This is a genomic window from Pedobacter sp. GW821-FHT01D05 (genome assembly GCF_059422505.1).
On sequence record NZ_JBWKXA010000001.1, the window covers coordinates 12,056 to 32,504 of the forward strand.

The following is a 20,449-nucleotide window of genomic DNA, read 5'->3' on the forward strand; positions in this document are numbered from 1 at the left end:
GTAATTGTTAAGATGTTGGACGTGCTGTCAAATGTTACTATCTGACTGGTAATCAGGTTGTAATTGGTTATAATTGTTTGCCGCGAATTTTGGTGTAATTTCTAGATAGCAGATCAGTCTTCTGTCAGATAGTAATATCTGACAGCACAAATAATACAGGCCATGGATATTTTTTTTATTTCACTTTAAAGTTGAACATTACAATCCCCGTTTGTACATCTGGTGCTGATTCCAATTTGTTTAAACTTGCGCCTAATACAGCCTGTTCACATTTCCGCCAAAGTGCTAAATCAGATAAGGTAGTGCCTTTTGCACCTGCACGGGCCTGAACCACTTTACCATTTTTATCAACCCGGATTTGAACGGCAATTTTTCCCGCACTTTGCCCGTCATCCTGTATCCTTGGAATATCGATGAATTTTCTGCTAGCCAATGATAACTGTACATTGCCATTTCCAGAACCACCTTCTCCATAATTAGACGCCAATGGATCGCCATCTTTATCACCCTGGTTTCCTGGTGTTTTTCCAGTTCCATCTCCCTGCCCTTGGCCTGTATTCTTTTTGCCTTTGTAAAGCGCATTTTGGTTAATCACCGGTTTAGATGGCTTATCTTCAGTTACCGGAGTTGGTGCCGCAGTAGTCGGTTTTGTAGGTTTGGTATTTACGGCAATGGCATCTTCCGTATTTTGTGTCTGAATTTCCTTTTCAGTATTTTCTGTAGAGGTGGTTGGGGTTACTTTTTCTTCCGGCGTTACCTTATCAGGCGCTTTGCCATTGGCATTTGGATCTGCCGACGGTTCTTCAATACTGGTATAATCATCGCCCATTCCTTCTGCAGAAGTTCCATAATTTACAACCATACCACCCATACCCACTTCTTCAGGTGGCTGGAACGAGCCAATCACGATGAAAAAGCTGATTAACAATAAAAAGCCCATAATTCCGCTTGCTATGGCAATGGCCTTAGGGTAATTGTTTTCCTCGTTAGGTACGTTTTGTGCTTTGTAGTTCATTATTTTTTAGGCTCAACGGCTACAACAAGTTTTAATTTTAATTTATTGGCAATATCGTTTACTACAAATCCATCCTGATAAGTCACGTTACGCGATACATATAAAAGAATGGTCATATCTGGTGCCAATTTTTGGTATGATGCCAGTGTTGGCTCTAATTCTTCAATGCTAACGGGTTTCTTTTCAACGAAATATTTTAAATTTTCGTCTATCGTAACGGTAACTGCTTTTTTGGCGGTAGATTGCTGTCCGCTAGATGATTGCGGCAATAATAACTTAACCACGGTTGGATTTACCACGGCAGAGGCCAATAAGAAAAACAACATCAGGAAGAACATAATATCGTTCAACGCTGAAGTATGTACTTCTACCGATCCTTTTGTTCTTTTGCGTAAATTCATTATTTGCCTGGTTCTTCTAGTAAATCAATAAAATCAATTGCATCGGTTTCCATTTTAAGAATGATTTTTTCAACCATAATGTTTAAAATGTGATACAGTACGTAAGCAATAATACCGATAATCAATCCGGTTGCAGAAGTAATCATTTTGGTATATAAACCACCAGAAATGGTACCGATTTCAATCGCACCTTTTATTGATACCTGGTGGAAAATGGTAATTACCCCCACAATTGTACCGACGAAACCAAGCATTGGTGCAATACCTGCAACAATACCCAATATACTGATGTTCTTCTCTAATTTGGAAACCTCTAATTTACCAACATTTTCAATCGCACCTTCAATGTCTTTAATCGGGCGACCAATGCGTTTTAAGCCTTTTTGCAACATGCGCGAAAGGGGAGAATTATTATTTCTTAAAAGCGACATTGCACCCTCTAAATTTCCCGATTGGATATAAGACCTGATCTGACCCATTAGGTTCGATTCGTCTTTAGTTGCTTTTTTAATGGTTAAATAACGTTCGAAGAAAATAACTAAGGCTAACAAAGCTAAAAAAGCCAATGGAACCATTACCCAGCCGCCTTTAAAAAGCAGATCGATAAAATGTAGTTCTGGCTGTGGTTGTGTTACTGCTTGGTTAACCGCATTTGCTGTGTCTTGTAATGCTTGTGTGGTGTCCTGAATTAATAAAGTTATCATTATGGTTGTGTGTTGTTAAATATTTGTTGTACGTAAAACCCTTTTCCTTTTAGTTTTTTCTGTAAAATATCTTTCTGCTCCTCAGCCTCTTTTTGTGTTTTAAAACTCGCAATGCTTACTTTTTTCCATGGGCCTGCCATATTTGCAATTTTAGCATTTAAACCTCGGGCTTTAACTATGGCAATATATTTTTCGGCTCCTGCAACGGTTTTATAAGATGCAGCAATAACATCAAACGTAGAAGGACCAGTGTTTGGTACAACTTTATTTTCTTTTGGTGTTTCGGTAGCTGGCTTAACTACAGGTTTTACCTCTACTTTTTTGGCTGTATCTGCTTTTTTCTGAACCTGGTTAGCTTTTAAAATACTATCTGTTTTGGCTATTGAATCCTGTTTTGCTTTTAGGGTATCAACAACAACCTTTGGCGAATCAATAATTACTTGTGCTGGCTTTACCGCTTCGGTTGTTTCACCTGTAAATAATTCTGGTTTAACCAAATAGGTTATTGCTGCAATAACAACCAAAGCTAACACTGCAATGGTAATCATCAACCAGGTAGACATACCTTGTCGCGTTTCGTCTCCATGTTCAATCGGATCGTGACCAAAACGGTTAGGATGCTCCGCATGTTGTTCTTTTATAAAGGCCGGAGCTTCAATTACAGGCTCTTCTTTTTTAGCTTCGTCTTCTAAATTGATATATGTTTTAGCTTCTTCCGTTTCCGACCTAAGAGAAAAACGACTTGAAGGCTCATTTGGTAGAATAACTGTTTCTGGTACCGCTATTGTATTGGCTTCTTCAGGCGTTGAGGTATTTTCTGTAGCAATTATTTCATCTTGAACATCGTCAGATTCAGGTGTCTCAATTGTCTGGTTTTCGGTAGCAATATTTTCTACTTCCGATTCTGGAGTATGACCGAAACGGTCTGGATGCTCTTCGTGCTGCGCTACAATTGATTCGGGAACTTCCACTGCTTCAGGTTCGGCATTAGTATTTTCTACCTCTTCTTCAGGTCTATTTTCAATTGTATCTGCTTCGTTTTGCACCTCATCAGATTCAGGCGTTTCAATCGCATGTTGCTCCGCGGCGATATTTTCTACCTCCGATTCTGGTGTATGGCCAAAACGGTTTGGATGTTCTTCGTGCTGTTCTTTAATAAATTCTGGCGCTTCAACAATTTCTTCTGTAGGATTTTCTGAATGTTTTAAGGTGTTTTTAAGATCATCTTTAACTTCATCCAGTTCTACATTTTCGATTACCGGAGCCTGGTATGATTTATTCTCAAATGGTGATGGTACCACTGGTGCTTCAGCAATTTCGTCGTAAACGTCTTCCTCTTGTTGAGGTGAATCAGTTTTTGTTTCCTCAATTGCGGTTTCTGCCAATGACGGAAGCCCATAAAATTCAGAACCATAGTTTATATTTTTAACCGGTTCGAAACCTAATCCTTGTTCGGTAAAAAATAAGCGGCCAGTATTTTGAAGTTCGGCCTCATGATCTAATTCTAGTTTTTGATTTACTTCTTCAACAAACTGGGCAATGTGATTACGGGCATCTTCTGAGGTGCTGTTTGTTTTAGCTGAAATGAAATTGGCTAAAGCGTCTTCTTCTGTTACTTCTGCTGAAAATTGCAGCGTATATCCGGGAGGCAAAAACGTTTGTTTTTCCTTATCGTATCTTCCCGGGTATTTCTTTTTATAAAAGGTGCCCAAGCCGGTAATACCAACTTCTTTGCGTTGCTGCAAGAGTTCTAATAGGTATGATAAGATATCCATTCGGGTAAAATTAAGCGTTTAAAATTAAAAATTATATTCTACCTTCAAATAGTGCCTATGGGTGCTATTACACATCCTATTCCAAAAAGGGGACAAAAACGAGTACAGTTTTGTTGTTTTAATCATGAAAAATCACTTTTTTTTAACCTAAATCTGTATTCGTGCAAAGATAACGGTTACAAAGATAGAAATGGTATGCTAGTAAGCAAATCGCTAAATTGATATAATATCGAATTTGAAGCTAAAGCCTAAGCTATAGAAACGCTTTACCATAGAAAAGCGTATGTAGAAACGATGGGGGAAAATTTAAAAGAGGCTGTATCATAATGTTAAAATCGATTTGTCCTTCGATAAATTCTCCGAAGGAGTCCCTCGGACAGGATGACAATTCGATATTTATGATACAACCTCTTAGGTTTTCCAGTAATTTAACTGTTTTGAAGAGGGCCTATAAACAAGGAACGGTGGTAGACCAATCGGTGCTCTCCATGTTAAGCAAGCTTGCGGTGTGGCCATGTCCGGTTGCATCTGCAATGGTGGTTCCAGTGCCTTCGTCGAATTTCCAATAGGCCTCTAAGTTGGTACTTGTTGCACTTACACTGCATTTATTGGCCGAAATTGTCGACTGTGCCAATGCCGATTTCCAAACCCGTATTTCATCAAACTGACCGTTAAAACCTCTATTGGCGTCCCAGCTTCTCGAAATCTGGAATGTGCCGTTAGCAGCAATAGTACCAGTTGCGCTCATACTGGCATCTAAAGTACCATTGATGTAGATTTTCATGGTCGACCCATCGTATGTTGCTGCAATATGATACCAGGTATTGGCACTTAGCGCTGTAGCAGAATTTAGCTTTTTAGGTGTTGCACCACTTGTGTTCAATACAAACTGTACTTTATTATTGGCTAAGGAAGCATCGCCTAAACGGAGCAGAGCCACATTGGCATCGCTCACTTCTATACCCATAATGGTGGAAATATTTGGAGCGGTAGCTTTAAAGGCAGCTGGTTTAACCCATGCTTCATAAGTTAAACTGGTGCCTGCAAGATTGAAGGTATTCGAATTTAAGTATTCATTGGTACCGTCGAAAACCAATGAACGATTTCCCGCTGGTGGTGTACCTCCAGTGCCATCAATACAGTTTGGTTTTACAGCAGTTGCCGATCCATAAAGTACGTTAGACATGGCCGATAATTTAGTTTGTGAGTTGTTGGCCACATTATAAACCATGGCGCTGGCCAAACCATTATTTTTCACATAAGTGGCTACCGCTGCCTGGTCGCTATTGCCTAAATCTGTCCCTAAACCTAATTTACTTTTAGGTACACCAGCATTGATGTAAGGCTGTAAACGACCAGCATAATTTGTGGAGAAGTAAGTTTGCTCAAATACATAATCTAAAATATCGCCCAGTTTTTGGTTGTTATAAGTAGAAGTAAAATAATTGGCCTGATTAAATGCAGCCATGGTGATGAGTTTATCGGCACCCATACGCGCCCTAAGTGCTGCTGCTGCAAGCACCAGCGAACCATCATTGGCCGTACAGGCAGAATACTCGTCATCAATGTCAATTCCATCTAAACCGTATTGTTGTACAGCGTTGGCACATTGAATGGCAAAGGCATCGGCCTGGGCATAAGTGGTAAAACAACCCCAGCCTGCATCCTGATGGTTTCCAAGTACATCGAGCACTACTTTGATACCTAATGATTTAAGGTAAGCTACCTTGCCCGAATTTAAGGTTTCCTGCACCTGTGGATTGAAGTAGAGCGTAGGTGTGCCATTTACCGAATTGATATTGGCAGCGAAAATAACAGAAACACCAAATAACTGAGTGGCAGAAGTTCCATAGGTATAACAGCCCGGATTTACAAAATTGTTGCTGTTTACCTCTACATAGGCGGTCATGAATGGAGCAGTTAGGGCCAGCGCAGCGGCATTGGTAGCGGCTCTGGCTGTACTTTTGGTGTTTAATTGGTTGTCTTCTTTTTCAGAATTGGCTTTTTTACAAGCGTACAACAGGGCGAAAGCTGTTAACAGCAATACGCCGAAAACGGTTAGTTTTCTCATAGGTTTAAAAATTTTGGTTAGAAATTGGTTTAATATAAAAAAGGTAGGATAACTAACGTCACCCTACCTGGTAAATTTGTGTGTTAAAAATTTGATTTATCTACATCCCACCATAATCTGGTACCGCCATTGTCTGGTCCGCCTAAAAGGCCAACCGCTTTAACAACCTCGGCACTGTTACCGTTTCCATATTCAGTTGATGGGAAAGGTAATCTTCTGATCTGGGTTTGGGTATTGATACTTCCTGCACTGTTATTATTGGCTACTGCAAATAATTTAGGGTAACCTGTACGTCTGTATTCACTCCAGGCTTCCTGTCCGTCAGGAAAAATTGCCAGCCATTTTTGTGTAATAATGCGCTCTAATTTTTGTTCATTGGTAGATGTAGGGTCCCATTTTACGGTTATTGTACTTACGGCTGCAGCATTGTTTGCCGCATTTTTTGGATCTACATAGGCTGTAGGCTTACTGGTTGCATCTGATAAATAACTTCCTGTAGCTACGCTCCATTGCTGTAATGAGGTGGTAATTCCGGTTTCATAGTTGGTTTGTGCATCTCCGGCACCTGTCCAGCCACGTAATGCGGCCTCAGCTTTTAAAAACCAAACTTCAGCGGCAGTCATTAAAATTTGTGGTGCTTTTTGTCCGATTGGTGATTTTACATTATCAGTAGCGTTTAAGGTAGAATAAGTTTTATAACCTGCTTTACCCAAACCATTAAATGAGGTATTTGCACCCGATCTGATTCCTACATATTGACCCGTAAATAAAGGATCGGTAGCAGGTCTGGCATAAATCGGTAAGCGCGGATCGTTATAACCCACCAAATATGTTTGCAAAGCCGCACCTAAAGCATTATCACCATCGTAAGCAACGGTAACCACCCATAAATCGTTATCTCTTGTGCCCGACTGTGCTACTGCTGCATTATCTGCTGCAGTGGTTAATAAACCGCCTGGTGCACCTAAGGCTTTTTCAGCCTGAAGTTTTGCTGTAGCCGCATCGGCCTTTACAATACGCGTAGCTAAACGTAAACGTAAAGAGTTCGCTAATTTTAACCATTTAACCGGATCACCAGCATAGATTAAATCGCCTTTATCAAAAAAAGACGTTTTACCAGGATTGGCAGCAATATAGGCCTGTAAGTTATTGGCTGCTGTATCGATCTGTTTAAAAAAGGCATTATAAACCGTTTTCTGATCTTCATAAGGTGTAGATACCAAAGAGGAACCTGCCGTAGTATAAGGAATCGGGCCAAATTTATCTGTTACCCTGCTCATAGCCATTACCTGAACCAAAAGGGCAATTCCCCAGGCTTCCGGCGATTTGGTTTTCACCTCACTCTGGCCGATTTTAGAAATCGGTGCCATTACATAATTGTATTGGTCGTTAAAACCAGCACTGTTCCAGCCATCATTTAGCGAATAATTCATATTGTTGATCCCGCCACCAAAAGGTGTAGGTGCCATCATGTAACCACTAAAAGCATCGGCACTGAGGTTTTGTGCAATCTGATAGTTGTGGAAAATTTCCTGCTCAATTGGGCCAATTGCCGATTTTAAAAGCGCAGTAGTCTGCTCAGGTGAAAGGGCAGTTGGGTTGGTGTTAAAATCTTCAAAGTTTTTTGTACATCCAAAATTTAGCGCCATCAAAGATGCAAGCAAAACAGCAGACAATCCTTTAATCCTGTTATTCGAGGATTTATGATATATAGTTTTCATGTTGTTTTTTGAATAGAATTAAAATGATAAATTTAGATTGAAGCCTAAACTGCGTGTTGCAGGTTGGTTAAAAACATCTACACCAGATAAACCGTTCCCGGTAGACATCGTGATTTCCGGATCGAAAGGAGCCTTTTTATAGAAATAAAACAGGTTTCTGCCGGTAACCGAAAATTTAACACTTTTAAATGCTTTACCAGTTAACGGAAGGGTATAACCTAAAGCAGCTTCTCTTAAACGTACTACAGTAGCGCTATAAATATATTCGCCTGATACGCCCGATCTGCCACCAACAAATGAATAGTATGCTTGTGGGTTAACCGTTGTTGATACTGCATTACCTTTTGTATCTACACCATCAATTTTAACGCCGCCCTGCGCCCTGGCATTACCTGTTGCTTCAGATACACCTGCTTCGTCCATTAAAGCTTCCGTAAGCGATAATACCTGACCGCCAAATTTACCGTCGACCAAGAAGCTTAAGCTAAAATCTTTGTAATTGAAACTGTTGTTCCATCCCAATTGGAATTTTGGATTAGGATTGCCTACATAGTTAAATTCTTTACTTTTTAGCGGTGTATATGGCGAAGCTGTTGTTCCGTCTCCACCTAATATGATGCGGTTTTGTGCATCTCTTTGTAAAGTATAGCTATAAATATCGCCATAAGAACCACCCACTTTTAACCTCGAAATATAAGAAGTATTGCCAGCCCCTGTTAAATCTACACTGTTAATTTTATCGGCAGAAGCGATATCGATGATTTTATTTCTGTTTAACGAACCGTTTATTGAAGTGTTCCAGTTCAGTCCGTCGCCTTTAATAACATCAGCACCTAAAATAAACTGGAAACCTTTGTTCTCTACATTACCTGCATTCAGATATCCTGTTGATACCAATGAAGAAGGAGGTGCAACTACAGGGATATACTGGTTTTTGGTATTGGTTTTATAATAGGTAAAGCTGAAATTGATTCTGTTTGATAGAAAACGTAAATCGGTACCTACCTCGAACGATTTTGTTCTTTCAGGTTTTAACTCTCTGAAAGCAGCATTGGTGTTGAAATTTAATGCACCGTCTGATTTTAAGGTATTTTGAATAAAAGTAAGATAAGGTGGTACGGTATTTCCAACTTCTGCATAAGTTCCTCTTAATTTGGCATAGGTAATGGCCTCAGGAAGTTTGAACATCTGCGAAACAATAAATGATAAACCAACTGAAGGATAGAAATAAGAATCGTTAGGTGTATATGATAAGTTAGAAGACCAATCGTTTCTGCCTGTTACGGTTAAGAAAGCCCAGTCTTTATATGAAATATTGGCGTTACCAAATACGGCCTGTAGCTGGCTGTGGTTAGGAACAATAGGAACTACATTGCTTAAGGTATTTCCGCTAAAGGTACCTGGAAGGGCAACGATGGTGTTAGCAGGCGAGAAGAAATCAACCGCCGAAAGGTTGCCTGCTAAAGATAAACCTGAAGTTTTCTGGTCGTTAATACTTCCACCGATTAATCCATTCACTTTAAAATCAGAACCCGTTATTGGAACGGTAATGTTGGCAATCGCATCAACATATTTCTGAACATAGGTTTGATTGCTCTGTGCAAAATAACCTGTTCCGGTAGAGTTGAAATTGGTTGCAATACCCGAGTATCTACGGTTTTCGTAATCATCCGTGGTACGGTCCATATTTCCCCTAACCTGTACATTTAACCATGACGCAACATCATATTTAACGCTTCCGCTCAATAAGAAACGGTTACGTACAGATGTATTTGGGTTTAAATTGGTCAGCCACCATGGGTTTTGGTTAATGTCGGCCGGACCGCCTAACCAGTTTTGGCGTGCGCCACCTGTATTGCCAGCCAATAAATACTGATCTTTATATGGGGTAATGTCAACACCTCTAGGGAAAAGATACAAACCCAATAACGGATTTAAATACAAACCTAAAGAAGGGCTGTTGTTGATGCGTTGATTGATGTAGTTTACACTTCCGTCTACCGTTAATTTATTGTTGAAAAACTTAGCCGTTTCGCGCAGGTTTAAGTTGTTCCGGTTTAACTTATTGCCAGGTTGAATACCGCTGGCATAGGTGTTTGAATAGGAAAAATAGGTTTGAGCTATTTCAGATCCGCCCGAAAGATTTATCGCATTCGAGGTATTAATCCCCGTTTTGAAAAAATCTTTTAGATTATCTGTCGTATTGCCGATTCCACCGCCCCAGCTATCTCTCGTTGTAGTAGATGCAGGTCCGTAACTGTTCTGGAACTTTGGTTCGTAAGCGATATTATCAATGGTTACACCTGATGAGAAACCAATTTCGGCTTTACCTGCTTTACCCTGTTTGGTGGTAATTAAAATCACACCATTCTGTGCCTGGCTACCATAAAGGGCTGCGGCTGATGCACCTTCTAAAACAGTAATGCTTGCAATATCATCGGGGTTAAGGTTAGAAATACCATCGCCACCGTCCTGACCGCCACCAAATACACTGTTCTGCTGGCCATTGGCATTACCATTATTACTGATGGGTACTCCATCTATTACATATAAAGGCTGATTGTTACCGCTTACCGAACGGCTCCCTCTCAAAATTACCTTTGCCGAACCACCAACACCTGAAGCACTTGGGCTAATGGTTAAACCGGCAACTTTACCGTTGAGAGAGTTCATTAAATTGGGACTTTTTACCTTTGATAGTTCATCGCCCGATACCTGTTGTGTATTATAGGTTAAAGATTTTTCCGATCTTTTTACCCCTAAGGCTGTTACCACTACGGTTTCTAGATTTTTAGAATCAGGGGTTAAAGTTATATCAATGGTGTTTTGCGTACCAACGGTAACTTCTTTGCTTTGGTAACCGATAAACGAGAATACCAAAACATCACCCGTTTTAGCTGTTATGCTATATTGGCCTGAAGTATTGGTTTGGGTGCCGCCCTGTGCACCCTTTATCGTAATGGTTACACCCGGTAAGGTAGCGCCGGTTTCATCTTTTACGGTTCCTTTAATCACATCCTGATAAACAGCGTGGAAAGAAACAGCACGATTAAAATGTTCGATTGGTGCAGCTGCATACAAGCCTGTTGATGCATAGAGCAATAAGCAGGTGAGCTGTAAAGATTTTTTCATATTCATTATGAATAATTTTGAATAAGTATTTGGTTAATTGTTTGCCGCCTTAAGGATTCCATCCAGGCTGTTTTATAGATAAGAGTATTTTGCTTACACAAATTGCCTACAAGAAAATTGATTTTTTTTTGTTAGATTTTTTCGATCTTTTTAAAGGTCTGTGTAGCCCAGCAACCTGCGGCCCCTACAAGGGCCGCATCTTCATTCAATTTCGAAATATGTATTGGAGAAGTAATGCCCTGTGAATGGAGGTATTTAATTACATTGGGCACAAAACGATCGGAAGCGTTGGCAATATTACCACCGATTACAATGGCTTCAGCCACATTATCCTGTTGAAATTTTTTGAGGAAAAGCCCAAGGTTATGGCTAAACTCAGCAAATATTTTCCGTACTGTCTGGTTCTCATCATAAAGCATAGTCAATTCGCGAACATTTAGGATGTTTAACCCCGTGAGTTCATAATAACGTTTTAAAAACCATCGCGTGGAAAGATAATCTTCTGTTATGCCAGCTAAAAAAGGAGCACACCATAAATTGGCATCGTCAACTTTTCCATCATGATAAACCGCACTTCCTAAACCTGTTCCCAATGTAATACCAATCAGGTGCTGATAGGCACTTGCCTCACCTGCAAACACTTCTCCAGCCAAAAAACAAGCAGCGTCGTTGCTCATTAAAATCTGATCGCGGTCGATCTGCAGTTCACTGGCCAGCATATCTTTTACGTTTAGGCCATAAAAAGCTGCGTATTTATCATTGCCCGCGATATAGGAGATACCGTTATCATAATCGAAAGGGCCTGGCATTGCAATACCCAAACGGCCAATTTGGATATCAACCTTTCGATATGCTGCTGTAATTGCATTGCACCAGGTGTGGATAATCTGTTCTGTTGAACCGTGAGAGTCGACACGTTCGCGCGTATAGGAATTTTTAAGAATGTTCCGCTGCTGCATATCGAGTACGGCAGCCGTAATGTGCGAACCCCCGATATCAATGCCCATTACATATTTGTTTTTATTCATCGTTTTCTGCTTCAATAGATATATAAATGGCTTGCGCCTTATTATGGCACCGAATGAAGAGTCCTTTTTTTGTTAAATTGCCTACAGCGGGAAGATTTTTTTATGAAATATTTTTTATTACCTTACATTTGATTCACCAAACTAACCAAGTTGAAAGCAGCTAAGCCAGATCTAGTCGTTTTATGGAATAAGATTTGTCTCGAGGATGACATAAAATCTTTTGAGCAACTTTACCGCTTTCTGTACAGTAGGTTAATCAAATTTTCTATTTACTATGTGGTTGATAAACAGGCTGCAGAAGACCTGGTTACCGAGGTGTTTGTTAAATGTTGGGAAAACCGCGCAACAAGTACCCATGTATTAAATCCCGAAAGTTATTTTTTTATCGCGGTAAAAAATCAATCACTTAAATACCTTAAAAAAAATTCTTCAATTACGTTTATCGATTTAGTTGACGCTGAAGAGAATATTTCGGTAACAGCACAAACGCCAGACTATATTTTGGAAACCAAAGAACTGCACCGGCAACTTGACTTTGCCATTGCTGGTTTGGCGCCTCAGGCAGCTACTGTTTTTAGATTGATTAAAGAAAGTGGAATGAAATATAAGGAAGTGGCAGAACTGCTGAACATTTCGCCCCGAACGGTGCAGACCCAATTGTTCAGGGCCATTGCAAAACTCCGCTTAATATTACAGCCCTTACAAGACAAAGGACCGGATGAAAAAAAATTTGGAAAAATGATCTCTCTGATTATCTTAGTGGGTACTTTATCTTTTTTTTATTTCTTGTAGGCAATTTTAACAGAAAAAGGAACATACAATAAAGGGCGGAAAAAAAATGACAGATCAAAGATTTACAGAATTGCTTGGAAAACAATTGGCTGGTGAAATTTCGCCGGATGAATCTGTTGAACTGAAATCGATTTTAGCCGATAACGAAGCGCTTAGAACAGAATATAAACAGCTACAAACTTATTTTGAATCTGAAACCGTTGAGGATGAAAATATTGATCAGGTTTTTGATCGGATCAAAGCTCAAATTACCGTTCCTGGAGCGTCTGGTTTTACGGTGGCCAAAAATAAATCTTACAGCATCTGGTTAAAAGTTGCTGCGGTTATCGCTATTGTTATTGCAGGTACATTGATATACAATAGAGCGGTAATTTTCTTCAATAAAACAAATCAGTTGGTATTAACTCAGGCGTTAACCAAAGCCGCAGAGGTGAAAACCATTGTACTGGCCGACGGCTCTACCGTGAAAATGAATTCGGGGAGTAGTTTGAAATACCCTGAACATTTTAGTGGCGATACCAGAAATGTTTACCTATCGGGTGAAGCCTTTTTTGAAGTGAAAAAAGATGCACAACACCCCTTTATTGTACACACGGAGCAATTGGCCGTAAAAGTGCTGGGCACAGCGTTTGACGTTAAGGCCTACCAAAACGATGCTTTTACCGAAACTACCTTAATCAGGGGAAGTGTTGCTATCTCGCTTAACAATAATACCAGGCAAACTTTTATCTTAAAGCCAAACGATAAATTTACACTTGTTGGTGGTAAACCAAATTTGAGCCAGCTCACCTATTTTACCGGAACAGGGAACGACAAAGTAATGGAAACCGCATGGACAAACCACGAACTCATTTATAAAAACAACCGTTTTGATGAAATTGCCAGGCTTTTTGAGCGATGGTACGATGTTAAAATAACCTTTAAAGAAGCTGATCTTAAAACAGTGAAATTTACCGGGCATGTAGATAAAGAAACCATCACCGAAGCTTTAAATGTGCTAAAACTGATCGAAAATTTCAATTATTCGATAAAGGGGAAAAATGTCTATATCTACCGTTAGCACAAACAGTTAAGCAATGTATATTTGTAGCCATGAATTGTGCGCAGAGAATCATATTGTTAATTGGATTGATTTTTCCGCTATGTGCCAATGCGCAAACTAAAGTAACCTTAAATTTTAACGGAGCAAATTTTGAGCAGGTTGTAGAAGCTATACAACAACAAACTGTTTATCATTTCGCGTACAGTGAATCTAAAATTCCTAAACATCAGGTATCCATCAAGGTAGAAGAAGAGGAGGCCATAAAGGTGATTGATCAATTGCTGCGCAATAGCGATTATACCTATTCTCTTTTGCCTAATAATTTAATCGTAATCAGAAAAAATACCGAAGGAAAAATGGGTTCTGATAGTGTCCGTTTTTTAAAAGAGGTGGTAATTACGGCTTTGGGTATCGAAAAAGACAACCAGAAAGTTGGCTATGCTTTAACTACCATTAAAGGTTCTTCCATCGCCAAGGCAAGAGAAAGTAATATGATTATGGCGCTACAGGGTAGGGTAGCGGGTCTTAACATTGCAGGTGTAAACGGTGGCCCGGGATCTGCGGCACGCGTACTCATCCGTGGTGTTTCTAGTATGACTGCTGCCTCTCCGTTATTTATCGTAAATGGTGTCCCCATTGATAACAGCATTCGTGGAAGTGCAAATGAATATGGCGGGGCCGATTATGGCGATGGGATCAGCAATATCAATCCAGATGATATTGAAACCATTACGATATTAAAAGGTTCGGCTGCTTCGGCTTTATATGGCGCCAGGGCTGCAAATGGCGTAATCCTCATTAACCTCAAAAGCGGAGGGGAGAATACCAAAGCCAAATTCGAATACAATACTAACCTGGCTTTCGATGTGCCGGTTAATTCTACCGATTTTCAATATTTATACGGTCAGGGTACACAAAATAAACGTCCTGCCGATCTCTACAATGCAATTACCACGGGGTTGTTGAGCTGGGGAGAACTTATGGACGGTAAATTAAGCCCCCAGATAGATGGCTCTATGCGGCCTTATGCTCCTGTTAAAAATAACATCCAGACTTTTTACCGGATTGCTCCGGCCTTTATTAATACCCTTTCATTGGTTGGTGGAAATACCAATAATAACTATCGTGTTTCAGTTTCCAATTTAGATTACAATTCTGTTTTAAGCAATGGAGCCTTAAACCGGAAAACGTTAAATTTTTATGGTACAGTGGCGCTAAGTTCTAAAATATTGTTAAGTTTCACTGGGAATTACATTTACGAAAGAAACAAAAACAAAAGTTACCTCAGCGATGGCCCTTTAAATCCAAATTATGGCATTTCAGCTTTGGCCACCAGTTTAGATCAATCGATCTTAGCTCCTGGTTTTGATGCCGGAACAGGCTTTGAAACGCGGTGGAATGCGGATGAATATAAAACCAATCCTTATTTTTTAATGAACAAACAGGCCGATTATGCCAATAGAAACCGTTACATCACATCAGCCGTATTAAAATATAAGCTGGCCAGCTGGGCATCACTGCAAGGCAGAATTGGCTACGATTCTAGTAAAGATGAAGTAGTAAGTATTTTGCCCACTGGAACTGCTTTTTCTATCAACCGGCAGGGCGGTATAAATGCCTATGATAAAAACCATACTGCAGAACTCAATAGTGATATTTTGTTCAGTGCAACCAGAAACCTGAGCGATAAACTGAACCTCGAATTTTCAATGGGCGCAAATTACCGCGAAAGGAAGGGCAATACCGAAAAACTGAAAGGATCGCAGTTTAAAGTGCCGTATCTGTATGTGCCAGAGAATCTGATTACCAGTACCAAAACATTGGCCATATCCAGAATTGTAACCGAATCGGCTTATTATACTGCCGATCTCAGCTATCAGCGTTATCTTAACTTCTCTGTTACCGGGCGTTACGATATCTATTCTACCTTGCCTGCTAACAACCGGGGCATATTTGTACCTGGGGTATCAGGCAGTTTTATTTTTTCAGATCTGCTGAATTTGAAAGCCCTCGATTTTGGTAAATTGCGGTTGGATTTTGCCAAAACCAGTGGCGAACCCATCGTCCCGTACACCACGCAGATCTATTATACGGTAGATAATCAGGTAAACGGTGTGCCAGTAGGTGGTTTTTCAGGAGATTTACCCAACTACAATTTAAAACCGTTTACCCTAAATGAAATAGAGGCCGGTCTAGACCTTAAATTTTTCAATAGCCGTTTGGATATCGATTTTACCTATTTCAACCGCATTACACACAACGAAATTATTAATGCAAAACAATCGGTTACCACAGGTTTTACCTCTGCCTATGTTAACCTTGGCGAAACCCGGAATGCAGGGATAGAACTTGCTTTAGGCTACACACCCTTGCTTACTACAAAGGGCAAATGGCAGATTAACTTTAACATGACTAAGGTAAAGAATACCTTGCTTTCTATCGATGGCAACAGTAATTATACGCTTACGGGCACCTATCGGCCATTAAATGCCAATACGGCACTGGTGGTAGGCAAACCGATTACGCAGATTATGGCCTATGATTATCTGCGGGATGCTAATGGAAACATCATTATCGGATCGGATGGCATACCTAAACGGGGTAATTTTATTCCAATGGGTGGCACCATGCCTACTTTATACGGCGGGATAACCAACAGTTTTAACTATAGACAGTTTAGTTTTTCCTTTTTGATCGATTATCGCTTTGGCAATAAAATCCTATCCGCAACAGAATATTACAGTTATGTGCTTGGTTTAAATAAAGCCACCTTAATCGGTAGAGAAACAGGTATTGTTGCCGATGGGGTATTGGAAAATGGGCAAAAAAATGCCATTAACGTTCCCGCTTATGCCTATTACCCTGAACTAGCCACCAATATTTCTACATTATCGGTACTCAATGGCAGTTTTGTAAAGCTCAGGCAGGCCACATTAGGTTATAATTTTAACGAACATTTTTTAAAAAGAACACCTTTTAGCAGTATAGGGATAGATCTGGTTGCGCGGAACCTGTTTACCTTGCTTAAATACACTAAAAATATAGATCCTGAATCGCAGTTTTCGCCTACATTGGGTTATGCGGGGATAGAAGGGGCTTCATTGCCTGCAACACGTACATTTGGGATTAATTTTAATTTTAAATTCAAATAAAGGATGAGCCGGAACAAGTTATATTTTATGGGTATGTTCTTCCTGGTTTTGATGGGCAGTTGTTCTAAAGCGAAACTGGATGAGATTAATACCGACCCGACCAAACTCACCGAAGAAAATTACGATCCAAACAGCCTACTCGCACAGGCACAGTTAAAATATGCCAATTTAGGTTATTATCAGCTGTTGTATCAGAGTACCATGATGCAGCTACTGGCCTCTACGTATTACTATTACAACAATGGCGATAAATATATCAATGTAGGCAGTTTTACCGATTATCAGGGGCGTATTTTTGATGAAGGTTATGCCGATGCCGCTTACATCAGAGAGATGCAACGACTGGCCAGATTAAAAGATCCGGTGGCCTATAAAAACCTGATTGCGATTGGTGATGTTATGTTTGTGTTGATTTTGCAACGGATTACCGATACTTATGGCGATGTGCCCTATACGCAGGCGGTTAAAGCCATGCAAGGTATTAAATATCCGGTTTACGACCGTCAGGAAGATATTTACACCCAAATGCTGAACGATCTCGAAGCGGCTACTGCGCAACTGGATGCCGAAAAACCCGGGCCAAGCGCTGATCTTTTTTATAAAGGGGATATCGGTAAATGGAAAAAATTTGGTTATTCGTTAATGCTTAGGATTGCCATGCGGTTAACGAAAGCAGATCCAGAGAAGGCCAGAATTTGGACCGAAAAGGCTGCGGGCAAAACTTTTACCAGTATTAACGACAATGCGATTCTTTTAACCGATGCTTCCTCTTTTAACAGTCAAAATGGAACATCGCTTGCTTTAAGAACATTTTCCGACTATCTGGAAGTACGTTGGAGTAAAACCTTAATTGATCAGTTAAAAAATACCAACGACCCCAGATTGGGTGTGATAGGTGAGGTACCAAAAGACGGACTGACCAGAAATGCGGATCAGAATTTAAGCGGAAATACCGATGCAACTGTTCAGCTTGGGTTGCCAAATGGATACGATCTACAGGGTGGAAATACCGATATCAGTCATTCGCCAAACTATCCAGGCGGTACGGGTAGCGGAAGTGATTTTGCTCCGCTTGGAAAATATTCCAGACCACGCACCGCGATGTACCTTAAATTAGGCGGGCCAATTTTTATCCTGAGTTATGCTGAAATTGAATTTTTGCTTGCAGAGGCTAAAGTGAGGGGATGGAATATAAATGGAACTGCAAACCTGCACTACACCAATGGCTTAACCGGTGCAATCCAATCACTTGCGCAGCTGGATCCTTTAGCTGCGGTTGATGCCAATAAAATCACTGCATTTGTAAACCAGAATCCACTTGATGAAAGCAGTACACAAAATGCACTAAGCGCAATCAATACACAATACTGGGTAACTACAGGAACGGATTTTAATTTCATAGAAGCCTGGCTAAACTGGAAAAGGAGCGATTATCCAAAGCTTATTCCTGTAAATTACAAAGGCAACGTTACCAATGGCACTATTCCCCGCCGGATGATCTATCTTTCAACAGAGGTACTGAACAACCCTCAAAATTATAAAGATGCGGTAGCCAGGATAGCGGGAGGCGATGTGCTTACAGCTAGGGTTTGGTGGGATAAGTAATCAATTGGAGAAAACCCTATCAGTATGCATTGCTGGATAAGAGCGGGTTTTATTAGTAGAAGCAGGTTGTGTTAAAACTCGTACATATTGTTCGCCCGTAAGTTTTCGATTGCTAATTTGGCATCGGCCAGTAGCGGCTGTTGTTTTCGCGTTTCTTCTTCAATTGCGATTAAGGGCTTATGTCCGTATTGATTAAAAAATGATATGGTATGCGCTTGATAATCCCTTAAAAAATCAGTTAAGGAAGTTATATCAGCAGCTAAGCCTTCACTTTCAAAGTTAAACTGACAAGAGCTTTTGTAAGAGATAAATACGTCATCACCTTCTTCAAATGAAATGGCAACGCTGTACTTACCCGGACCAGTGTGGGTAACCACTTCTTTTTCGTTGGTACTACCTACATTATAAATAATATCGAATGAAATGTACATTATATTTAAAGCCCCTACCTTCTCGCCGGTAATTTCAAATCCGGATGAATAACCCCAATTTGTTTTGCTTTCTGCCAGATATTCATCGTTATAGATGTATTCATTTATTGTGATGGGCTGTATATTAAATATTTTCATTGGAGCGTATTTTTAAGGGTGTTAATAGTCGGTTTTTGAGGCTTATCCTCAATTTATATCGGCGAAACGCTAGTAAATCTTCTCTCAAATTTTACTAACTAGTTTCAGCGTTTTTAAGTTGTAAATTAAAATTTCGCTTTTATCCGTTTTGTCGTACTTGTTATTGTTGTTGGAGTCAGTGTGCCCTGTTACAACCATCATTCCTGTTTGTTTATTCACAACCCAGGTCCTTACGAAGAGTTTGTTATCTGTTAACTGTGTTCTTTTTTGTCCGTCAGGTGATAAGATGATAATCTGTTTTGGGTCGTTCCAGTCAATTCCCTTTTTTTCGTCAAGGTCGATCGTTTGAGCAGAAATAATAATGTGGTTAATCCCTAAATTATCAATCTTCACTTGTTCAATTTTTTCGAAATAACCATCAGCCGGGAAATCTACCTGTTTGCTTTGTCCGTTTTTAGTATTAATGAACAACAGGTATTTGTTTTTGGCATCAGCTATTTTTCCCCAATTTTCAACGCTCGCAATCACAAAATCTGTCCCTTCAAGTTCTGTTAATTTATTGAAATGAGTATAATTGTTTTTATCCTGGCCATAAGAGGTAAGGGCCATAATGGTAAAGATGGTTATGAATAGTTGCTTCATGCTTGTTTGATCTAAAATGTTTATGGTTATTTGTCTGTTTCGCTTTTCCACTCATGCTCAACGTTTGTCATAAGTAGTGCATTGTCAAAAGTCACCGATCCTGGGGGGAAAAGATCTTCGTTTTCAAAAAAACTCGATTTTACTTTCAAAACCTCAAGTGGCCTAACTTTCCAATGGTATGCTTTTAATCTCAGACCATCAAATTTGTCTTTATTTGGTGAATATCCAAGGTCGCCGTTTTCAAAAAAGTCAGATGCATTTTCTAGTGTTTTAAAAATTGATTTATTATCAAACAAAGAAGTCTCATTAGCATCAATTAATATTTCGGTATTATCTGAGCTTTTAAAGCTAATTTGATAATTTCCGTTTTCTTCTCCTACATTGAACTTTGCATGAAAGTGTTTGCCAGGAAATATTCGTCCACCAATGAGCGCATTTAATTTTAGCGAAGTATCCCGACGTGGTATATAAACTCCTGATTTTGTTACACCATCCTCGTCCCATTCAACTGCAATTCGATGCGCACCATTTTCAGAATTTACGCCCATAAAGTTTGGTAACCCTTTTGGTTTTATATTTCTTAGTCTGATTAAGCATATTCCAACAATAGCCTTTTCCATATAAACTTTTGGCCTAAAAGGAAAGGGAATCAGTTCTTTCACAATCTTTGGGTCGGCTGTGAAGTTGATTAAGATTCTTCTGTCAATATATCCGTGTATTGTTGGGATTCTCATTTCGCTTTAATTTTTCCGCTAACTGAAGTAAATATAGTCGAAATCACAATAAAATAATGTTGTTCA

At 39.8% G+C, this 20,449-nt stretch carries 15 protein-coding genes; 4 read left to right on the top strand and 11 right to left on the bottom strand.

Annotated features, from left to right (window positions below; all coding sequences use genetic code 11):
* Positions 1–175: 175 nt before the first annotated feature.
* The 8 genes from AC07VK_RS00040 to AC07VK_RS00075 all read right to left on the bottom strand — a co-directional run bounded on the left by AC07VK_RS00040 (position 176) and on the right by AC07VK_RS00075 (position 11,847).
* Positions 176–1,015 (bottom strand): energy transducer TonB, encoded by an 840-nt coding sequence (locus AC07VK_RS00040; RefSeq protein WP_492957424.1) that lies wholly within the window; start codon positions 1,013–1,015, stop codon positions 176–178.
* Positions 1,015–1,416, bottom strand: coding sequence for an ExbD/TolR family protein (locus tag AC07VK_RS00045; protein ID WP_025144642.1), 402 nt, complete (start codon positions 1,414–1,416; stop codon positions 1,015–1,017). Before AC07VK_RS00045 ends, AC07VK_RS00040 begins: the two co-directional genes overlap by 1 nt.
* The gene (locus tag AC07VK_RS00050; protein WP_029279915.1) at positions 1,416–2,120 is read right to left on the bottom strand and encodes a MotA/TolQ/ExbB proton channel family protein; all 705 of its coding nucleotides are present in this window, start codon (positions 2,118–2,120) and stop codon (positions 1,416–1,418) included. Before AC07VK_RS00050 ends, AC07VK_RS00045 begins: the two co-directional genes overlap by 1 nt.
* Positions 2,120–3,895 (bottom strand): HU domain-containing protein, encoded by a 1,776-nt coding sequence (locus AC07VK_RS00055; protein ID WP_492957426.1) that lies wholly within the window; start codon positions 3,893–3,895, stop codon positions 2,120–2,122. Before AC07VK_RS00055 ends, AC07VK_RS00050 begins: the two co-directional genes overlap by 1 nt.
* 448 nt (positions 3,896–4,343) lie before the next feature.
* Positions 4,344–5,966, bottom strand: coding sequence for a LamG-like jellyroll fold domain-containing protein (locus AC07VK_RS00060; protein ID WP_492957428.1), 1,623 nt, complete (start codon positions 5,964–5,966; stop codon positions 4,344–4,346).
* A gap of 83 nt (positions 5,967–6,049) precedes the next feature.
* The gene (locus AC07VK_RS00065; RefSeq protein WP_492957430.1) at positions 6,050–7,687 is read right to left on the bottom strand and encodes a SusD/RagB family nutrient-binding outer membrane lipoprotein; all 1,638 of its coding nucleotides are present in this window, start codon (positions 7,685–7,687) and stop codon (positions 6,050–6,052) included.
* A gap of 18 nt (positions 7,688–7,705) precedes the next feature.
* Complete coding sequence (locus AC07VK_RS00070) at positions 7,706–10,819, bottom strand: SusC/RagA family TonB-linked outer membrane protein (protein WP_492957432.1); 3,114 nt, start codon at positions 10,817–10,819, stop codon at positions 7,706–7,708.
* A gap of 131 nt (positions 10,820–10,950) precedes the next feature.
* The gene (locus AC07VK_RS00075; RefSeq protein WP_492957434.1) at positions 10,951–11,847 is read right to left on the bottom strand and encodes an ROK family protein; all 897 of its coding nucleotides are present in this window, start codon (positions 11,845–11,847) and stop codon (positions 10,951–10,953) included.
* A 150-nt stretch (positions 11,848–11,997) separates the two neighbouring features.
* Here AC07VK_RS00075 and AC07VK_RS00080 point away from each other — a divergent pair, with 150 nt between their 5' ends.
* Genes AC07VK_RS00080 through AC07VK_RS00095 form a run of 4 tightly spaced genes read left to right on the top strand, consistent with a single transcriptional unit; the run spans position 11,998 to position 18,438 of the window.
* The gene (locus tag AC07VK_RS00080; RefSeq protein WP_492957437.1) at positions 11,998–12,639 is read left to right on the top strand and encodes an RNA polymerase sigma-70 factor; all 642 of its coding nucleotides are present in this window, start codon (positions 11,998–12,000) and stop codon (positions 12,637–12,639) included.
* A 46-nt stretch (positions 12,640–12,685) separates the two neighbouring features.
* Entirely contained in the window at positions 12,686–13,699 is a 1,014-nt protein-coding gene (locus AC07VK_RS00085) for a FecR family protein (protein ID WP_492957439.1), read from the top strand.
* Between the two features lie 32 nt (positions 13,700–13,731).
* The gene (locus tag AC07VK_RS00090) at positions 13,732–16,833 is read left to right on the top strand and encodes a SusC/RagA family TonB-linked outer membrane protein (protein WP_492957441.1); all 3,102 of its coding nucleotides are present in this window, start codon (positions 13,732–13,734) and stop codon (positions 16,831–16,833) included.
* Positions 16,834–16,836: 3 nt separating this feature from the next.
* Positions 16,837–18,438 (top strand): SusD/RagB family nutrient-binding outer membrane lipoprotein, encoded by a 1,602-nt coding sequence (locus AC07VK_RS00095; protein ID WP_492957443.1) that lies wholly within the window; start codon positions 16,837–16,839, stop codon positions 18,436–18,438.
* Positions 18,439–18,509: 71 nt separating this feature from the next.
* Here AC07VK_RS00095 and AC07VK_RS00100 read toward each other — a convergent pair whose 3' ends face one another.
* The 3 genes from AC07VK_RS00100 to AC07VK_RS00110 all read right to left on the bottom strand — a co-directional run bounded on the left by AC07VK_RS00100 (position 18,510) and on the right by AC07VK_RS00110 (position 20,383).
* Positions 18,510–19,007: a hypothetical protein gene (locus tag AC07VK_RS00100; RefSeq protein WP_492957445.1), complete on the bottom strand. Its 498-nt coding sequence runs from the start codon at positions 19,005–19,007 to the stop codon at positions 18,510–18,512.
* 84 nt (positions 19,008–19,091) lie between these two features.
* A complete protein-coding gene (locus tag AC07VK_RS00105) occupies positions 19,092–19,649 on the bottom strand; it encodes a hypothetical protein (protein ID WP_492957447.1) in 558 nt (185 codons plus the stop codon).
* 26 nt (positions 19,650–19,675) lie between these two features.
* Positions 19,676–20,383 carry a DUF2071 domain-containing protein gene (locus AC07VK_RS00110; RefSeq protein WP_492957449.1) on the bottom strand — a complete coding sequence of 236 codons (708 nt, stop codon included), beginning with the start codon at positions 20,381–20,383 and terminating at the stop codon, positions 19,676–19,678.
* Between the last annotated feature and the right edge of the window lie 66 nt (positions 20,384–20,449).